Below are 16,495 nucleotides of genomic sequence, written 5' to 3' on the forward strand. Positions count from 1 at the left end.
GTGGAACTGTATGAGTGCCAAACCGAGATGACCAAGGCTAGAATAAAATATTTGAGTGGCCAGAAATAAGTGCCTCTATTTATATATCACTAAATTTCTTGGCACTATATAGTGAGTTGATATTATATGACACCGGCTTAACGCCGGTGTTTTTTTTATCGCTACAAATAGTTTTGGTGCAGGATAGCTCGAAGATATGTTGTATCCAGATGATTTTTCGTTGTGAAGATGGATTTAAGTTTGAATGCGCTCTGCAGATCCAGGTAATGAAAAAAGTGATTAGGGGACAAAAAAGAAACCCGCCATGGGCGGGTGGAAGGATTGCAACACTAACCAGGAGTGAGGTGTTACCAAGTAGACCCGGCTTCTTCGGTAATAGTTCAATTTTGTTGAAGTTTTTTCGTTTTCTTAGCGGGGTTTCCATCGGGATCTGTGGGAGGGGATGGGTTATCATTCTGCTCCCGTCATCCGGTTGCAGAGGATCTATGCCCGCGTTCTCCTGGTTAGCGCTCTTTTTCGGCGCCTTCTATTTTGTCTATGGCGCTTACTTGCCGTTCTGGTCGCTCTGGCTGGAGGGGGTGGGTGTCAGCGCCGAGATGATTGGTCTCCTGCTGGGGGCGGGGATGGCGATCCGCTTTGCCGGCAACCTGATGGTGATGGGGCAGATCAAGGGGGCGGGCCATCTGCTGCCGGTTACCCGATTGTTATCTCTGCTCAGTCTGCTCGCCTTTCTTGGCTTCTATCTCAGCCATCACCTCTGGTGGCTGGTCGGCCTTACCCTGATCGCCAACTTTATCTACCCGACCCTGATGCCGGTGGGTGAGGCGTTGGCAACCCGCATGGTGGTGCAGGCGCACATCGACTACGGCAAGGTGCGGCTGTGCGGTTCCTTTGCCTTTATCGTTGCCTCGACGCTGGTCGGGGCGCTGGTGGGCAACTTCGGCAGCGACTGGATTTTGCACACCATGGTGGCGGGGCTGGTGCTGATGCTGCTGCTCAGCTGGCTGCCACTCTATCCGGCGCCACAGGATAGTCAGGGCGAGCGCGCCAAGGCATCTTTGCTGGCGACCCTGCGCAGCGCGTCGGTGCGCCGCTTCCTGTTGTTGACCGCGCTGCTGCAGGGAAGCCACGCAGCCTATTACGGTTTCAGTGCCATCTACTGGAAGGCGCAAGGGTATAGCGGCACCATCATCGGTTACCTCTGGGCGATCGGGGTGGTGGCCGAGATCTGTATGTTTGCTGCCGACAAGCGCTTTCTGCAACGATTCGGGGCGCAGAGCCTCTTTATCGCCGGAGCCATCGGTTGCGTGGTGCGCTGGGTATTGCTGGGGGCGTCGACCGAGCTGTGGGTACTGGTGCTGGGGCAGCTGCTCCACGCGGTCACTTTCGGGGTGAGCCATCTCGGGGCGGTGCGCTTCATGACCCGCCAGCTACCGGCCGAGCAGTTGATCCCAGCCCAGTCCCTCTACGCAGCGCTGGGTCTTGGCATGACGGTGGCAGCTCTGATGGCACTCTGCGGCGTGCTGTTCGAGCCACTTGGCGGCGGCATCTTCTTCCTGATGGTACTGGTGGTCTTGCCGGTCTTCTTCCTGCGGCTGCGTCCCTTTGCGCCCTCTGCGCAGGAGAGTGCTCCGGCCTGATACAGTTCTATCTGAATCATCACCTGGAAAAAGGGAGAGCCACGGCTCTCCCTTTTTCGTTGTTGCAGTTCGCGGTGTTACTGCGGTTCGCCAAGATAGTAGCGGCTGAGGCGGCGCCAGGTGTCCGAGCCGATGGTGCCGGCAAGCAGTTCACTGGATGCGGCATCAAAGCGACCATCCGGCAGCCAGCCCAGTTGGGGTAGCAGTCGGGCCAACGTCACGTCATTGTGCTGCAACTCCCGATCCAGTGCCTCCCAGAAGGCGCTCCCCTTGACGTAAAAGAGCGGGTAGTAGGAGCGATCGCCAGCCATCACCTCGCTGGCCGCCCGATAGAGGCCGCTCTCGTTATGGGGCAGCTGTTTGCCCCGCTCGGCCAGCTCGTTGACCGCCGTGACCTGATGCAGCCGGAAGCGGCGCAGAGCCTTGATGGCGAGGTACTCGGCGAGGCTCTCGTTGACCCAAGTGGGTTGTGGCGTGGTGCGGCGAGCGCTGAGGATATGCACCGCCTCGTGGGCCGAAGTGCGCAGCAGGCGCAGGGGGGCCTGTGGCGTCGGCTTGCCATTCATGGTGGGGTAATTGGCGACAAATATCTGATCCCCGGCGGCTCCGCCAAGGGAGCGGGTCGCCACATCTCGCCCGAGCCACACCAGTTGCCACGGGTGAGTGGGCGGGTCCACATCGAGCTGGAAGGCCAGATAGTCGATGATCTCATTCAGTTGCTGCTGCAAGGCCGGAAGATCGAGCTGATTAGCAGCCTCGTCATGGCTCAGCACCAAGCGCGGGTCAGGCTTGGTGACGGGCACAGTTTGCAGACCAAATGGCAGGATCAGCGGCGGCTGGTTGATATCCGGCAACGGTTGGCAACTGCCATCCGGCAGACAAACCTTTCCTTGGCTGCTCCCCTGCTGGCGCACAAAGTTACCCCACTCGGTCAATAGCCACTGGTCAGAGGCAAACAGCAGCGACTGTTGGGCCGAGGCATCCGCCCCCAGCGCCGGAGCCGCAGTGAGAGTGATCTGCCAGCCAACCTCTTTGCAGGAGAAGGGCTGGTTGAGGGCAACCGGCTGGTTGTCTGCAAGACAGACCTGTGTGGGGGAAGCTGGCGCGGCACTGCCCGGCAACTGGCGGGCGGGGAGCAGGGTAAAAGGGGGCTCGCCCTGCATAGTAAGGCGCACTTGCAGCACATTGGCGCTGGCGCCCTGCTCGATAAGGTAGCGGGGGCCGCTCGCGTCATCGGTGGCGCAGGCCCACAGCGGCAGCAGCCACAGGGCAAACAGGGTGATATGACGACTCATAAGGGGTTAGCGCTCCTGCTCGTAGCCCAGCAGATCGCCGGGCTGGCACTGGAGCTCGCGGCAGATGGCCTCCAGAGTGGAGAAGCGCACCGCCTTGGCGTGGCCATTCTTGAGGATCGAGAGGTTGGCTTCGGTGATGTCGATGCGCTGCGCCAGTTCGCGAGCGGTCATTTTGCGTTCGGCCAGCAGAGCATCGAGCCGGATGATGATGGGCATGGGATCCTCACACTGTCAGTTGCTGTTCATCGGCCAGCAGTTTGGCCTCGCGCATGACCAGTGCCAGCGCCAGCACGATGAGTCCCGCCAGCAGTACCCGGAAATCGGAGGTACTCAGAGCGATGGTACCGAGTACTTCCGGGCCTCTCATGGTGAGCACCGTATCCAGCAAGGGGGGATGGATCAGGTCGACCACGAAGAGTGCACAGAGCAGCAGCCCGATCTGCCGGTAACGGCGGATCTGTTCGAAGGTGAAGAGCAGGCCATGGCGGTAGCCACGAAACAGCTGACGCAGTTGCCAGAGCATCATCATGAAGACCAGATCCGGCAACAACTGCACCAGGGTGCCGAGCAGCCGGGTGGAGAAGTGCAGCGGATAGTCTGCAGGGTTGATGCCGGGACGGCTCAGGATGGTGCTGAGCTTCTCCTGCAGCAAATCGGCGCCACCGAAGGGGGTCCACACCTCCAGCAAGGTGATCAAAGGGGTAGCCAGCAGTGCCAGCAGCAGCAGCCATTCGATCAGCATGCTCGAACGTTCGAGTTTGTTGGATATCATCTCATTCCTCGCCGTGATGGTTTTTGTCTGAAAGGTAAAGTTTATCGTTTATCAATATTCATAGCGGCAATGTTTATTGTTTTGCGATATACAGTCAAGGCAAAACTTATTGAAAAACGATAATTTCAATCTGTCTGAAGGTGATGACTTTTAGCGGCCACCTCTCTAGACTGGCCGAACCTGCATACAAATTCTCAACATGGACAAGGGGTTGCAGATGCACCAGGGATGGTTGCTGATCGGATTGTCGCTCTCCTATCTGGGGCTGCTGTTTCTGATTGCCTTCGTGGCGGACAAGTACAAGCGGCATCGCATGAAGGGGCAGCCCCTGCTCTACAGCCTGTCGCTGGCGGTCTACTGCACCTCCTGGACCTTCTTCGGCACCGTGGGCCAGGCGAGTGAATCGCCCTGGTCGCCGGTGCCCATCTACCTCGGCCCCATGCTGGTCTTTCTGTTTGGCTGGCGACTGCTGGCGCGCCTCATTCTGGTGGCCAAGCGGGAACATATCACCTCCATTGCCGACTTTATCGCCGCCCGTTACGGCAAATCCCAGCGGCTCGCCATGCTCATCGCTCTTATCGCCATCATGGGGATCCTTCCCTACCTGGTGTTGCAGCTCAAAGCGATCGTGACCGGGCTCGATCTGCTGATGGTCAACAGCGCAGGGACGGGGCACGCCAGCGCCATATCGGGCAATACCGCCGAACTGGCGCTCGGGGTCGCCATGCTGCTGGCGCTGTTCAGCATCCTGTTTGGCACCCGCCATCTCGATGCCACCGAGCACCACAGAGGGATGGTGGTAGCCATCGCCTTCGAGTCGGTGGTGAAGCTGCTCGCCTTTATCTCGGTGGGGGGCTTTGCCCTCTGGCTCATCCTGAGCAAGCCGAGCCCGGCACGCAGCGAGGTGGCGGGGCACTTTTTCGATGCGGTGATGGCGGTGACGCCCGGCAGTCTGCTGGAGCTGGCCATCTATACGGTACTGGCGATGTGCGCGGTTATCTGTCTGCCGCGTCAGTTCCACGTGACTGTGGTGGAGAACAATCAGGGGCAGGATCTGCACTGGGCACGCTGGATCTTCCCGCTCTACCTGTTCGTGATGGGGCTCTTTATCTGGCCGCTGGCACTGGCGGGCAAGCAGTGGGTGGGGGCGGACATGGCCTCCGACACCTATGTGATCAGCCTGCCGATGGCCCTTGGTTTTGACGGGGTGGCCATGCTCGCCTTCCTTGGCGGTACCTCGGCAGCGACCGGCATGGTGATCGTCTGCACCATCGCGCTGGCCATCATGGTGAGCAACGATCTGGTGCTGCCGGTGCTGCTACGTCGTTTCTGGCAGCAGGGGCGCGATGAGCGGCTGGTGCGATTGCTGCTGCAGGTGCGCCGCGGCGCCATTCTGCTGATCTTGCTGGCGGCCTGGTTGCTCTACCTCTGGCTTGGCGATCTCACCAGCTTGTCGCGCATCGGCTATCTCTCATTTGGCGCGGTGGCCCAGTTTGCGCCGGCCCTGCTGCTCGGTCTCTATTGGCGGCACGGCAACCGCAAGGGGGTTTATCTCGGCCTGCTCCTCGGCGTGAGCCTCTGGTTCATCACCTTGCTGGCGGAGAGTGGTTTGCTGGCCGGCTCGCCGCTGGAGGCGTTGCTGGCGCCACCCGACTGGCCCGCTTTTCGCGATCTCAGCCTCGGGGCCTGGTGCATCTTCCTGAGCCTGCTCTTCAACCTGCTTGGCTATGTGGCGGGCTCGCTGCTCTCCCGCCCGGCGGTGAGCGAGCGGTTGCAGGCGGCCAACTTCGTCGGCAAGCCGAGCCGCGATACCACGGCGCTCTATCAAGCGCGAGTGTCGGTGAAGGAGCTGGAGATGCTGGCCGCCCGTTTCGTCGGGTCGAGCCGGGTCAAGCGTGCTTTTGGCCGCTTTGCCGGTGAGCATGGTGGCACGCTGGCGCCGCAGATGCAGGCGTCGGCCGAGCTGATTGCTCACACCGAGCGGCTGCTGGCAGGGGTGTTTGGCACCTCGTCGGCACGGCTGGTGCTCGCCTCTGCCCTGCAAGGGCGCAACATGCAGCTCGAGGAGATCGCCACCATAGTGGACGAGGCCTCCGACGTATTCCGCTTCAACCGCGGTCTGCTGCAAGGGGCGATCGAGCATATTGGGCAAGGGATTTCGGTGGTGGATCGGGAGCTCAAGCTGGTGGCGTGGAACCGGCGCTACATCGAGCTGTTCCACTATCCGCCCGGGCTTATCCAGGCGGGGCGCCCCATCGAGGAGATCATCCGCTACAACGCACTGCAGGGGCTGTGCGGCCCCGGCGATATCGAGGAGCATGTGGCGCGCCGGGTCGCTTTTATGAAACGGGGCAGTGCCCATATCTCGGCGCGGGAGCGCCCCGACGGGCGGGTGATCGAGATGCAGGGCAATCCCATGCCGGCAGGCGGTTTTGTCATGACCTTTACCGATATCACGCCATTCCGTGATGCCGAACGGGTGCTGCGCGAAGCGAACGAACATCTGGAGGCGCGGGTCGCCGAGCGTACCCGCGAGCTCTCCGAGCTCAACCGCCAGCTGCTGCTGGTGAACCAGCAGGTGGAGCGGGCCAATCAATCCAAGAGCCGTTTTCTGGCTGCGGTCAGCCACGATCTGACCCAGCCCCTCAATGCTGCCAAGCTCTTTACCTCCTCCCTGCTCGAGATGCTGCCTGCCGAAGAGGAGCCAGCCCGCATCGCCCGCCATATCGACGATGCATTGGGGGCGACCGAGGATCTCATCAGCGATCTGCTCGATATCTCGCGCCTTGAGGCGGGCAAGTTCAAGGCCAAGAAACTCGACTTCGCCCTGCACGATCTGTTCGACAATCTGAAGGCGGAGTTCGGGGTACTGGCACAGGCGGGGGGGATCCACTTCTCGGTGGTGGAGAGCAAGCTGGCGGTGCACAGCGATGTGCGGCTGCTGCGGCGGGTGCTGCAGAACTTCCTCACCAACGCGTTTCGCTACAACCCGGGCGGTCGGGTGTTGCTCGGCTGTCGCAGGCTGGGGAGCAAGATCCGCATCGAAGTGTGGGATAACGGCCCCGGCATTCCGCAAGACAAGCAGGAGGCGATCTTCGATGAGTTCTCCCGCCTCGATCACTCCCGCACCGCCAAGGAGCAGGGGCTGGGTCTGGGGCTCGCCATTGCCCGCGGCATCTCGCTGGTGCTGGGCCATCAGCTCACATTGCAGAGCTGGCCGGGCAAGGGATCGGTCTTTGCGGTGACCCTCAATCTGGCCACCCGGCCAGTCACGGCCCATCAGCTGGCGGCGCCAGTGGTGCGTGACAGCCAGCTGGAGGGGGTCAGAGTGCTCTGCATCGACAACGAACGTGACATTCTGACCGCCATGAGCACCCTGCTCGGACGTTGGGGCTGCGAGGTGCGCTGCGCCGTTGATCTGGTCGAGGCCGAGGCGCTGGTTGCGGAGGGGTTTGTGCCGAGACTTGTGCTCTCGGACTATCACCTCGACGACGGCAAGACCGGGCTGGAGGCCATTGCCGCGCTGCAGCAGGCTTGTGGTGACGAGCTGGGGGGCATCATCATCAGCGCCGATCGCAAGAGCGAGTTGCAGGCGCAGATCCGCGAGCGGGGATACGGCTACATCAGCAAGCCGGTCAAACCGCTCAAACTGCGCGCCCTGATGAACAGCTTGTTGTTGCCGGTGCAGTGAGCCAGCTCACAAAATTAATCAAATGATCGAGGGAGGGGAGTGGCGCGAAAGGGGAAGGATAGAGGCTGATGTCAGAATAATCCTCACCATATCGAGCCAGTTCCCCTGAAACGAGTCCCATCACCTGTCATTTTTACTAGGTAGCACTTCGCAAATCGCCCCCCTATAGTCGGTGTGCGATTTTTCTTGTCGCGAATGAAGTGTGTTAAGGGCAAACCGGTCGAAAGGCCGGGACGCAAAGCTTCCGGTCTAAGGGTCAGCAGTACCTAAGATAGCGGGGCCACCACAGGTTGTTGCGCTCCTTTTGCCAAGGAGGAGCACTGCTGTCTGCGTTACCTGTCAGGCGCGTCGCCCTTTTCGTTGCAAACAATAACGAAATAGGGAAATACAACAAATGCCAAGTCCAAAACCAACCATGCTGGCCCTTGCGGTCGGTCTTTTCTGTACCTCTGCCGCCTATGCGGCTGCGCCCGGTAAACCCACTATCGGCTGGGGCCCCACCAAGTTCGCGATTGTCGAAGTCGATCAGGCGGCAACCTCCTACAACAATCTGGTCAAAGTGAAAGATGCCGCTGATGTGGAGGTGAACTGGAACCTCTGGAGCGGTGACGTTGGCCAGACAGCCAAGGTGCTGCTCGATGGCAAGGAGGTGTGGTCAGGCCCCGCTGCCGCGGCAGGCACCGCCAAATTCAAGGTGAACAAGGGGGGCCGCTACCAGATGCAGGTGGCCCTTTGCAATGCCGACGGCTGCACCCTCTCCGACAAGAAGGAGATAGTGGTCGCCGATACCGACGGCAGCCACCTGGCGCCGCTCAAGGCTGCGCTGCAGGAGAACAACAAGCCCTACGCCAACAAGTCCGGCAAGGTGGTCGGCACCTACTACGTGGAGTGGGGCGTCTACGGGCGCAAGTTCACCGTGGACAAGATCCCGGCCCAGAACCTGACTCACATCCTCTACGGCTTTACCCCCATTTGCGGCGGGGATGGCATCAATGACAGCCTCAAGGAGATCGAGAACGGCAACAGCTTCCAGGCACTGCAGCGTGCCTGTGCCGGCCGGGCTGACTTCAAGGTGGCGATCCACGATCCCTGGGCTGCCGTCCAGATGCCGCAAAGCGGCCTGACCGCCTATGACGAGCCCTACAAGGGTAATTTCGGCGCCCTGATGGCGCTCAAGCAGGCCTACCCCGACCTCAAGATCCTCCCCTCCGTAGGCGGCTGGACCCTCTCCGATCCCTTCTACTTCCTCGGTGACAAGAGCAAGCGCGATACCTTCGTCGCCTCGGTCAAAGAGTTCCTGCAGACCTGGAAATTCTTCGATGGCGTGGACATTGACTGGGAGTATCCGGGTGGACAGGGCGCCAACCCGAAACTGGGCAGCCCGAGCGATGGCGCAACCTATGTGACCCTGATGAAGGAGCTGCGCGCCATGCTCGACGAGCTGGAATCGCAGACTGGTCGCAAGTATGAGCTCACCTCCGCAGTCGGCGCCGGTTACGACAAGATTGAAGATGTCGATTACCGCGCGGCCCAGCAGTACATGAGCCACATCTTCATGATGACCTACGACTACAACGGCGCCTGGAGCAACACCGAGCTGGGTCACCAGACCAACCTCTACGCGGCGAGCTGGGATCCCAACACCAAGTACACCACCGACAAAGCGGTCAACCTGATGCTGGCGCAAGGGGTTGATCCCGGCAAGCTGGTGGTCGGTGCCGCCATGTATGGCCGTGGCTGGACTGGCGTGAGCGGCTATCAGGGCAACAACCCCTTCACCGGCAAGGCGACCGGCAAGGTGAAAGGCACTTGGGAAGATGGCGTGGTCGATTACCGCGACATCGTCAACAACCGCATGGGCAGCGGCTGGGAGAAAAGCTACGACGAGGTGGCCGAGGCTCCCTATCTGTTCAAGGCGTCGACCGGCGATCTCATCACCTATGACAACGACCGCTCGGTCAAGGCCAAGGGGCAGTATGTGCTGGCCAACAAGCTGGGTGGCCTCTTCTCCTGGGAGATCGATGCCGACAACGGCGACATCCTCAATGCCATGCACGAGGGATTGGGTCACGGCGAGGGAACCACTCCGCCAGCCAACAAGCCGCCGGTGGCCAACGCGGGCAGCGATCTGAGTGTCACCGGCCCGACCGAGGTGACGCTGAACGGCTCCGCGTCTCACGACCCGGAAAATGGCGCTCTCACCTATAGCTGGAAGCAGGTCTCTGGCCCACAGGCTGCTCTGCTGGATGCCACTCAGGCCAAGGCCCGTGTGGTGCTGGACGCCGTGTCCGCCGACATCAATCTGGTGTTCGAGCTGGCAGTGACCGACGACCACAACCTCACCGCCCGCGATCAGGTAGTGGTCACCAACAAGGCGCCGCAGCCCAACCTGCCGCCACTGGTGAGCCTGCCGGCTACCGCTTCCGTGGAGTCCGGCAAGCAGGTGACCCTCAAGGCGACCGCATCTGACCCGAACGGTGATCCGCTCACTTATCAGTGGACGGTACCGGCCGGCCTCACCGCCAGCGGTCAGAACAGTGCCACCCTGGTCGTCGCCGGCCCGAACGTCACCAGCGATACCGCCTATGACCTGAGCCTCACCGTCTCCGACGGTGCGCTGGATGCCAGTGCCGCCACCCGTCTGACGGTCAAGCCGGTCAGCGGTGGTGACGGTTGCTCGGCCACCGATCCGGATGCCGCCAACTGGCCTGCCTGGCAGGCGAGCAAGGTCTACAACGGCGGTGACAAGGTGAGCCACAACCAGCTGGTGTGGCAGGCCAAGTACTGGACTCAGGGCAACGAACCGAGCCGCACTGCCGATCAGTGGACGCTGGTGAGCAAGGTGCAACTGGGGTGGGATGCCAATGTCGCCTACAACAGCGGTGACCTGACCAACCACAACGGTCGCCAGTGGAAGGCCCAGTACTGGACCCGCGGTGATGAGCCCGGCAAGGCTGCGGTCTGGCAGGATGTCGGCGCCGCCAGCTGCAAGTAATACCTCCCGATTGATGACAGGGGCATGGCGACATGCCCCTCCTTCCCGGTAGCCATCAACACGAGAAAATAAATGACTACATACATGACCCCGATAGCCGGCCTCATTATGGCGACGCTGGCGGCAGCCCCTTTGTCTGCTGGCAGCGCGCCCCTGATATTCAATGACACGACACCGCAAAGTGATCTGGCGGGCAGCCTGGCTGCCAGAGTGCAGTTTGCCCAGAGCCAGATCCTGCCGTCCCATCCCAAGGAGGGGGATCGCCAACCCATCCTGACCAGCCTGCGCAAGAGCCTGCTGCTGGTGCAACCGCTCCAGGCCGATGGGGTGACTCCCATGGCTGTGGAGGCCCGCGACGGCAGCGGCAAGCTGCTTGGCACCCTGACCTTGTCACCGCCATCGGCACTGCCCGAGACGGTCTACCACCTCGCGGGGGTTCCCGAAGGCGGAGTGAGCTTCGTCCCGGAGAGCGGCAGCAGTGCCATCATCAGCAGCAGTGCTGATTTGGCCAAACTGAGCGACAAGAGCTGCGCCTTCCTCAAGGATCGGCTGACTGGTCGCGCGCTGGTGGAGATCCAGACCGCCGACGGCCGCTGGGTTCGGGATATCTACCTGCCCGTGAGCCCGGAGCTGCTGGAGGGCAAGATGGTGCGCTTGCGCTCCACTGCCGGCTACAACTCGACGATCTTCTATGGCGAGCGACAGGTGACCGTCTCCCGTGGCCAGACCCTGCAGTTCAAGTTTGCCAAGGGGCAGTGGTTCCGTGAGGGGGAGCTGGAGAACAACCGCATCACCTATGCCCCGGATACCTGGAGCGGCGAGCTGCCCGCCGAGTGGATCCTGCCCGGACTGACCCTCTCCGTTCGACAGGGCAATCTCAGTGGTGAACTGCGTGATATCAAAGTCGGCGCCCCCGGCGAGCTGCTGCTGCACACCATCGACATCGGCATGCTCACCACGCCGCGGGATCGCTTTGCCTTTGCCAATGACAAGGAGGCTCATCGCGAATACTTCCAGACCATCCCGGCCAGCCGGTTGATTGTCAGTCAGTATGCGCCGCTCTCCCTGCCTGAGGTGATGCTGCCCAACGGCACCTTGCTGACCGATTTTGACCCGAGCGAAGGGGGTTGGCATGGCGGCACCATGCGTCAGCGCATCGGCAAGGAGCTCATCTCCCACGGCATCGACAATGCCAACTACGGCATCAACAGCAGTGCCGGTGAAGGGGAGGGGAGCCATCCCTTTGTGGTGGCCCAGCTGACGGCGCACAACAGTCGCGGCAAATATGCCAATGGGGTTCAGGTGCACGGTGGTTCCGGCGGCGGTGGCATCGTCACGCTGGATAGCTCCCTTGGTAACGAGTTCAGCCACGAGGTGGGCCATAACTTCGGCCTTGGCCACTATGTGGATGGCTTCCGTGGCTCGGTTCATCGCAGTGCCGATCAGCTCAACTCCAGCTGGGGCTGGGATAGTGACAAACACCGTTTCATCCCCAACTTCTCGCCGACCCGCACCAATGAGGATGCCTGTCTGGATGGCCAGTGCCAGCCACCGTTCGATGGCCGCAAGTTTGGCTACGATGCGATGGCGGGCGGCAGCCCTCTCTCCGGTGCCAACCGTTTCACCCTCTATACCCCCAATTCGGCCGCCATCATCCAGCGTTTTCTGGAGAGCAAGGCGGTGTTCGATGCCAACTCGGCCACCGGCTTTAGCAAGTGGAACAGTGCGACGGCCAGGATGGAGCCCTATCAGCACACGGTCGAGGGGATAGAGAAGGTTGATGCTCCCATGGATGCCCTGAGCGAGGCCGGGCTGAGCGCCCTGCTGGCGGATTACGACTTGGTCAGGGTCGCCATGTGGGACGGTCGCTGGACTCGTGATATCCGGGTGCCGGTTGCCTCTGCGGACAACCGTGGACGCAGTCTGACCATCGATCACGGGGCCGGTTACAACAGTCGCCTCTTTATCAACGGCAAGGAAATTCTGGTGAACCGGGGCTTCAAGAAGAGCTTCACCTCGGATGGCCAGAGCTGGGTGGAGGTCTCCCCCATCGATACCAAGGTTGCGCGCAAACCCGAGCAGTTCAGGGTGCCGGTGACCACCCTGGTGGGCTATTACGACCCGCAGGGTAGTCTGCCCAGCTACATCTATCCGGCATTGCACGGCGCCTACGGCTTCACCTATCCGGATGACAGCAGCACCCTGTCCGGCAGTGACTGCCAGTTGCAGGTGGAGACCCGCGATGGTCTGCAGCGCTTCAGGCTGGCCAATCACCGGGCGGCCAGTAGCGTCATGAACAAGTTCCACATCAACCTGCCCACCGCCAGCGAGCCCGGCCGCGCCACCATCCAGTGCCGTGGTCAGACACTGGTACAGCAGAGCTTGCTGCAACCGCAGCAGTCACTCTCTTTTACCGTCAACGGGCGGCCGCTGGAGCAGGGCGTGGTTGAGAACCAGCCTCCGGTGGTGACCGTACCGGCGCAGCTTGGCGGCATCGGCGGTGAGTGGCTGACCATCACTGCCGAGGCGAGCGATCCCGAGGGCGATGCGCTGAGCTACCGCTGGCACTTCCCGATGGGTTGGCAGGCGGAAGGCGAGACCAGCGCCAACCTGCGTCTGTTACCGCCGGCTGTCACCACCAGCGAACAGCATGAGCTAAGTGTGAGTGTCTCGGACGGGGTACACCAGAGCGAGGGGCGAGTCGTGCTGACGCTGGATCCCGTGGTCGACGGCTCTTGCAACACCACCGACCCGGAAGCGGCAAACGTTCCCGCATGGCAGGCCAGCAAGGTCTACAACGGCGGTGACAAGGTGAGCCACAACCAGCTGGTATGGCGTGCCAAGTACTGGACTCAGGGCAATGCGCCGAGCCGCAGTGCCGATCAGTGGGCGCTGGCGAGTCAGGTTGATCTGGGGTGGAGTGCCGCCGTTGCCTACAGCGGTGGGGAGCTGACCAACCACAACGGCCGTCAGTGGCAGGCCAGGTGGTGGACTCAGGGTAACGAGCCGGGCAAGCACGGCGTCTGGCTGGATGTCGGGGCGGCAAGCTGCCGTTAAGCCGAGATCCCTATGATGGTGGCGGGGTCTTATGAGGCCCCACCTTTTCTGCTTAAAACCTAGACAGAGAGCAAACATAATGAAAAAAAATCGCATAACCCTTCTGCTTGCCGGCTTGATGCTGAGCGGCCACCTGTGGGCTGCCGAGGCATACGACATCAACAAATCCTACCCGGGCGGCAGCCAGGTCAATTACAACGGCCAGGTTTTCGAGGCCAAGTGGTGGGTCAACCCGGGTCAGACTCCGGGCATGGCGGCCGCCAACGAGTGGGATACCCCGTGGAAGCTGATCGGCGAAGGGGAGGTGACCCCGCCGGACACCGGCGGCGATGACAAGCCCAATCCGCCGACGCCAACCCCGCCGGATGGCAGCACTACCCCCGTCTATATGAGCCAGGCCGAGCTGGATGCCAAAGAGAAGGCGCTGACCGACTTCCCGGCGATGGAAGCGGTCAAGGCCTCTATCGCTACCCGTGACAATCTGGTGGTCGAGGCGGTGCAGCCGGGCCGTGCCGACAACCCGGGCAACGTCAAGCGGGTCGAAAGCCTGCTGAGCGAGAGCCAGTTCAACTACCTCTTCCCGCTGCGCGCCCCCGAGTACACCTATCGTGGCCTGCTGCAGGCGGCGGCCAAGTTCCCGGCTCTGTGCAGCGACTATAGCGATGGCCGCGATGCCGATGCCATCTGCCGCAAGACGCTGGCAACCATGTTCGCCCACTTCGCCCAGGAGACCGGCGGCCATGAAAACTGGCGCCCGGAGGCAGAGTGGCGTCAGGCGCTGGTCTACGTGCGCGAGATGGGATGGAATGAGACCATGCGCGGCGGATACAACGCCGAGTGTCGCCCCGATGTGTGGCAGGGTCAGCAGTGGCCGTGCGGTACTTTCGACAATGGCGAGTTCAAGAGCTACTTTGGCCGCGGCGCCAAGCAGCTCTCCTACAACTACAACTACGGCCCCTTCTCCGAGGCGATGTTCGGTACGGTTCGCACCCTGCTCGACCGCCCCGATCTGGTGGCCGACACCTGGCTGAACCTGGCCAGTGCGGTGTTCTTCTACACCTATCCGCAGCCGCCCAAGCCCTCCATGCTCCATGTCATCGATGGCACCTGGCAGCCGAATGACCATGACAAGCAGAACGGTCTGGTGCCGGGCTTCGGGGTCACCACCCAGATCATCAATGGTGGTGTGGAGTGTGGTGGCCCGGTCGAGCACGCCCAGTCCCAGAACCGCATCAACTACTACCGCGAGTTTGCCAACTACCTCGGGGTGGCGGTGCCATCCGACGAATTGCTTGGTTGCAAGAACATGAAGGTGTTTGACGACAAGGGTGCCGGTGCCCTGCCCATCTACTGGGAGCAGGACTGGAGCTATGTGGCAGAGAACCCCAACGGCGGCAAGAGTTACGCATGCAAGCTGGTGGGCTATCAGACCCGTTTCAGCGCCTTCAAGGAGGGGGATTACAGCCGCTGCGTTCAGCACTTCTATCCGGAGGTGGTGATCGAGGATAACGGCGGTGGCACCAACCTGCCGCCGGTGGCCAATATCACCGGCCCGGCGCAGGCCGAAGGCGGCAGCAAGGTGACCCTCTCCGGCCAGCACTCCAGCGATCCGGAAGGCAAGCCGCTCTCCTATGCCTGGACGCTGCCAGCGGGTGCCTCTGCGCCTGCGCTGGATCAGGTGACGCTGGAGTTGACCCTGCCCAAGCCAGCGACCGATACCAGGCTCGATATCAAGCTGACTGTAACCGACGAGGGCAACCTAGGCCGCAGCACCACCCATAGTCTGCTGGTGAAAGGAGAGGAGGGGGGCGTAACGCCGCCTGACTATCCGGCCTATAAAGAGGGGACTCCTTACAAGGCGGGCGAGCGGGTCAGCAACGGCGGTGCCAGTTACGAGTGCAAACCGCACCCCTACACCGGCTGGTGTGCCGGTGCCGCCTGGGCTTATGAGCCGGGCAAGGGCACGGCCTGGGCCGATGCCTGGATCAAGCTCTGAGCCGATCCAAGGCTGCAAGCCTTGCCGACAAGCCGGTGCACTCTTCAGTGCAATGACAATCCGGAGCAATAAAAGATGGGGCCTGCGGGCCCCATTCTTGTTTGGTGGAGTTCAGGTTTGGCCGTGGAACATCTGGCCCGGACAGGACAGCGCCTCGAGAGGGCTGTGTGATGATGTGTGTGTTGTAGTTTTATTACGTTTTCCGTGAAAGGCTTTCAGCAATTACTTGCCGTAGCGGAAGTAGTATTCACGGGTGGACGGAGCGTAGGTATCTTTCTCGACTACACCGCTTTTTCTGGTTGCACCGCGCAGGTGGAACAGAACTGCCAGATTCTCGAACATGGTTTCACCTCATATCTCTGTTGGTTTGTTGCTTTGTGTGACCTGGGTCACGGTTTGATCCTATGGCTATTTGTGAGCCAGATCAACTTTGTGTGTTGTAAATTTACATAAATCATGGAAAGGGTTTTCAAATTCAATCCTCTTCATGGAAAGGCTTTCGTGAACCGCCTCCTGCTGAGCGCTTCGGCCTTGCCATCTCGTAGAGCGGCCTCTCCTGCAGTCATGATTGGGTGAGTGACGGCCGAGGCTGTGGTGTTGCGACCAGCACGCCAAAGCGCTGGTTAAACAGCGGGATTGCGGGCATTTAGTCGATAAAAACAACGACTTGCTGCAATTTTGATTAAACGCGCCAATCGGGGTGATTTTAGGGTTGACACTGAAGCGGGTGATGCCTATCATGCGCCTCCGTTGCCGGAGATAACTTCGTCAGCGCCGAGGTGAGTTGGGGTTATAGCTCAGCTGGGAGAGCGCTTGCATGGCATGCAAGAGGTCCGCGGTTCGATCCCGCGTAGCTCCACCAAATTCTCCTCGAACAATCTGGAATCAAAGGGGTTATAGCTCAGCTGGGAGAGTGCTTGCATGGCATGCAAGAGGTCCGCGGTTCGATCCCGCGTAGCTCCACCAGATTCTTGATTGTTGAATTGAATACCCAGGGCAGTGCGGTGTGTATCACCCAAGCCGACCTTTGTGGGGTTATAGCTCAGCTG

8 protein-coding genes, 2 tRNA genes and 1 riboswitch are annotated in these 16,495 nt (G+C 61.1%); of the genes, 7 read left to right on the top strand and 3 right to left on the bottom strand.

Annotated elements, in window-relative coordinates:
• Window positions 1-485 precede the first annotated feature (485 nt).
• Complete coding sequence (locus tag LG31_RS0100930; RefSeq protein WP_033112639.1) at window positions 486-1,640, top strand: 3-phenylpropionate MFS transporter; 1,155 nt, start codon at window positions 486-488, stop codon at window positions 1,638-1,640.
• A gap of 77 nt (window positions 1,641-1,717) precedes the next feature.
• Here LG31_RS0100930 and LG31_RS0100935 read toward each other — a convergent pair whose 3' ends face one another.
• The 3 genes from LG31_RS0100935 to LG31_RS0100945 are packed head-to-tail and all read right to left on the bottom strand — an operon-like array spanning window position 1,718 to window position 3,707.
• Complete coding sequence (locus tag LG31_RS0100935; protein ID WP_033112640.1) at window positions 1,718-2,935, bottom strand: hypothetical protein; 1,218 nt, start codon at window positions 2,933-2,935, stop codon at window positions 1,718-1,720.
• A 6-nt stretch (window positions 2,936-2,941) separates the two neighbouring features.
• The gene (locus LG31_RS0100940; RefSeq protein WP_033112641.1) at window positions 2,942-3,151 is read right to left on the bottom strand and encodes a helix-turn-helix domain-containing protein; all 210 of its coding nucleotides are present in this window, start codon (window positions 3,149-3,151) and stop codon (window positions 2,942-2,944) included.
• 7 nt (window positions 3,152-3,158) lie between these two features.
• Window positions 3,159-3,707, bottom strand: coding sequence for a DUF2975 domain-containing protein (locus tag LG31_RS0100945; protein WP_033112642.1), 549 nt, complete (start codon window positions 3,705-3,707; stop codon window positions 3,159-3,161).
• Window positions 3,708-3,924: 217 nt separating this feature from the next.
• Between LG31_RS0100945 and LG31_RS0100950 the strand changes: the two genes are divergently transcribed.
• The 6 genes from LG31_RS0100950 to LG31_RS0100975 all read left to right on the top strand — a co-directional run bounded on the left by LG31_RS0100950 (window position 3,925) and on the right by LG31_RS0100975 (window position 16,412).
• On the top strand, window positions 3,925-7,398 hold the full coding sequence (locus tag LG31_RS0100950; protein ID WP_033112643.1) for a hybrid sensor histidine kinase/response regulator: 3,474 nt from the start codon (window positions 3,925-3,927) through the stop codon (window positions 7,396-7,398).
• 200 nt (window positions 7,399-7,598) lie between these two features.
• Window positions 7,599-7,686: riboswitch (cyclic di-GMP riboswitch) on the top strand.
• A gap of 106 nt (window positions 7,687-7,792) precedes the next feature.
• Entirely contained in the window at window positions 7,793-10,393 is a 2,601-nt protein-coding gene (locus LG31_RS0100955; protein ID WP_033112644.1) for a glycosyl hydrolase family 18 protein, read from the top strand.
• 72 nt (window positions 10,394-10,465) lie between these two features.
• On the top strand, window positions 10,466-13,450 hold the full coding sequence (locus LG31_RS0100960) for a M66 family metalloprotease (protein WP_152598260.1): 2,985 nt from the start codon (window positions 10,466-10,468) through the stop codon (window positions 13,448-13,450).
• A 79-nt stretch (window positions 13,451-13,529) separates the two neighbouring features.
• Window positions 13,530-15,446: a glycoside hydrolase family 19 protein gene (locus tag LG31_RS0100965; RefSeq protein WP_033112645.1), complete on the top strand. Its 1,917-nt coding sequence runs from the start codon at window positions 13,530-13,532 to the stop codon at window positions 15,444-15,446.
• Between the two features lie 786 nt (window positions 15,447-16,232).
• Window positions 16,233-16,308: transfer RNA gene (locus LG31_RS0100970), tRNA-Ala, on the top strand.
• Window positions 16,309-16,336: 28 nt separating this feature from the next.
• Window positions 16,337-16,412 (top strand) — tRNA-Ala (locus LG31_RS0100975).
• Window positions 16,413-16,495 lie beyond the last annotated feature (83 nt).

The organism is Aeromonas lacus, from assembly GCF_000764665.1.
GTDB lineage: Bacteria > Pseudomonadota > Gammaproteobacteria > Enterobacterales > Aeromonadaceae > Aeromonas > Aeromonas lacus.

Bases quoted from the DNA above. Each gene is read 5' to 3' on its own strand.
- LG31_RS0100930 (WP_033112639.1), top strand. From the start codon at position 486: ATGCCCGCGTTCTCCTGGTTAGCGCTCTTTTTCGGCGCCTTCTATTTT.
- LG31_RS0100935 (WP_033112640.1), bottom strand. From the start codon at position 2,935: ATGAGTCGTCATATCACCCTGTTTGCCCTGTGGCTGCTGCCGCTGTGG.
- LG31_RS0100940 (WP_033112641.1), bottom strand. From the start codon at position 3,151: ATGCCCATCATCATCCGGCTCGATGCTCTGCTGGCCGAACGCAAAATG.
- LG31_RS0100945 (WP_033112642.1), bottom strand. From the start codon at position 3,707: ATGATATCCAACAAACTCGAACGTTCGAGCATGCTGATCGAATGGCTG.
- LG31_RS0100950 (WP_033112643.1), top strand. From the start codon at position 3,925: ATGCACCAGGGATGGTTGCTGATCGGATTGTCGCTCTCCTATCTGGGG.
- LG31_RS0100955 (WP_033112644.1), top strand. From the start codon at position 7,793: ATGCCAAGTCCAAAACCAACCATGCTGGCCCTTGCGGTCGGTCTTTTC.
- LG31_RS0100960 (WP_152598260.1), top strand. From the start codon at position 10,466: ATGACTACATACATGACCCCGATAGCCGGCCTCATTATGGCGACGCTG.
- LG31_RS0100965 (WP_033112645.1), top strand. From the start codon at position 13,530: ATGAAAAAAAATCGCATAACCCTTCTGCTTGCCGGCTTGATGCTGAGC.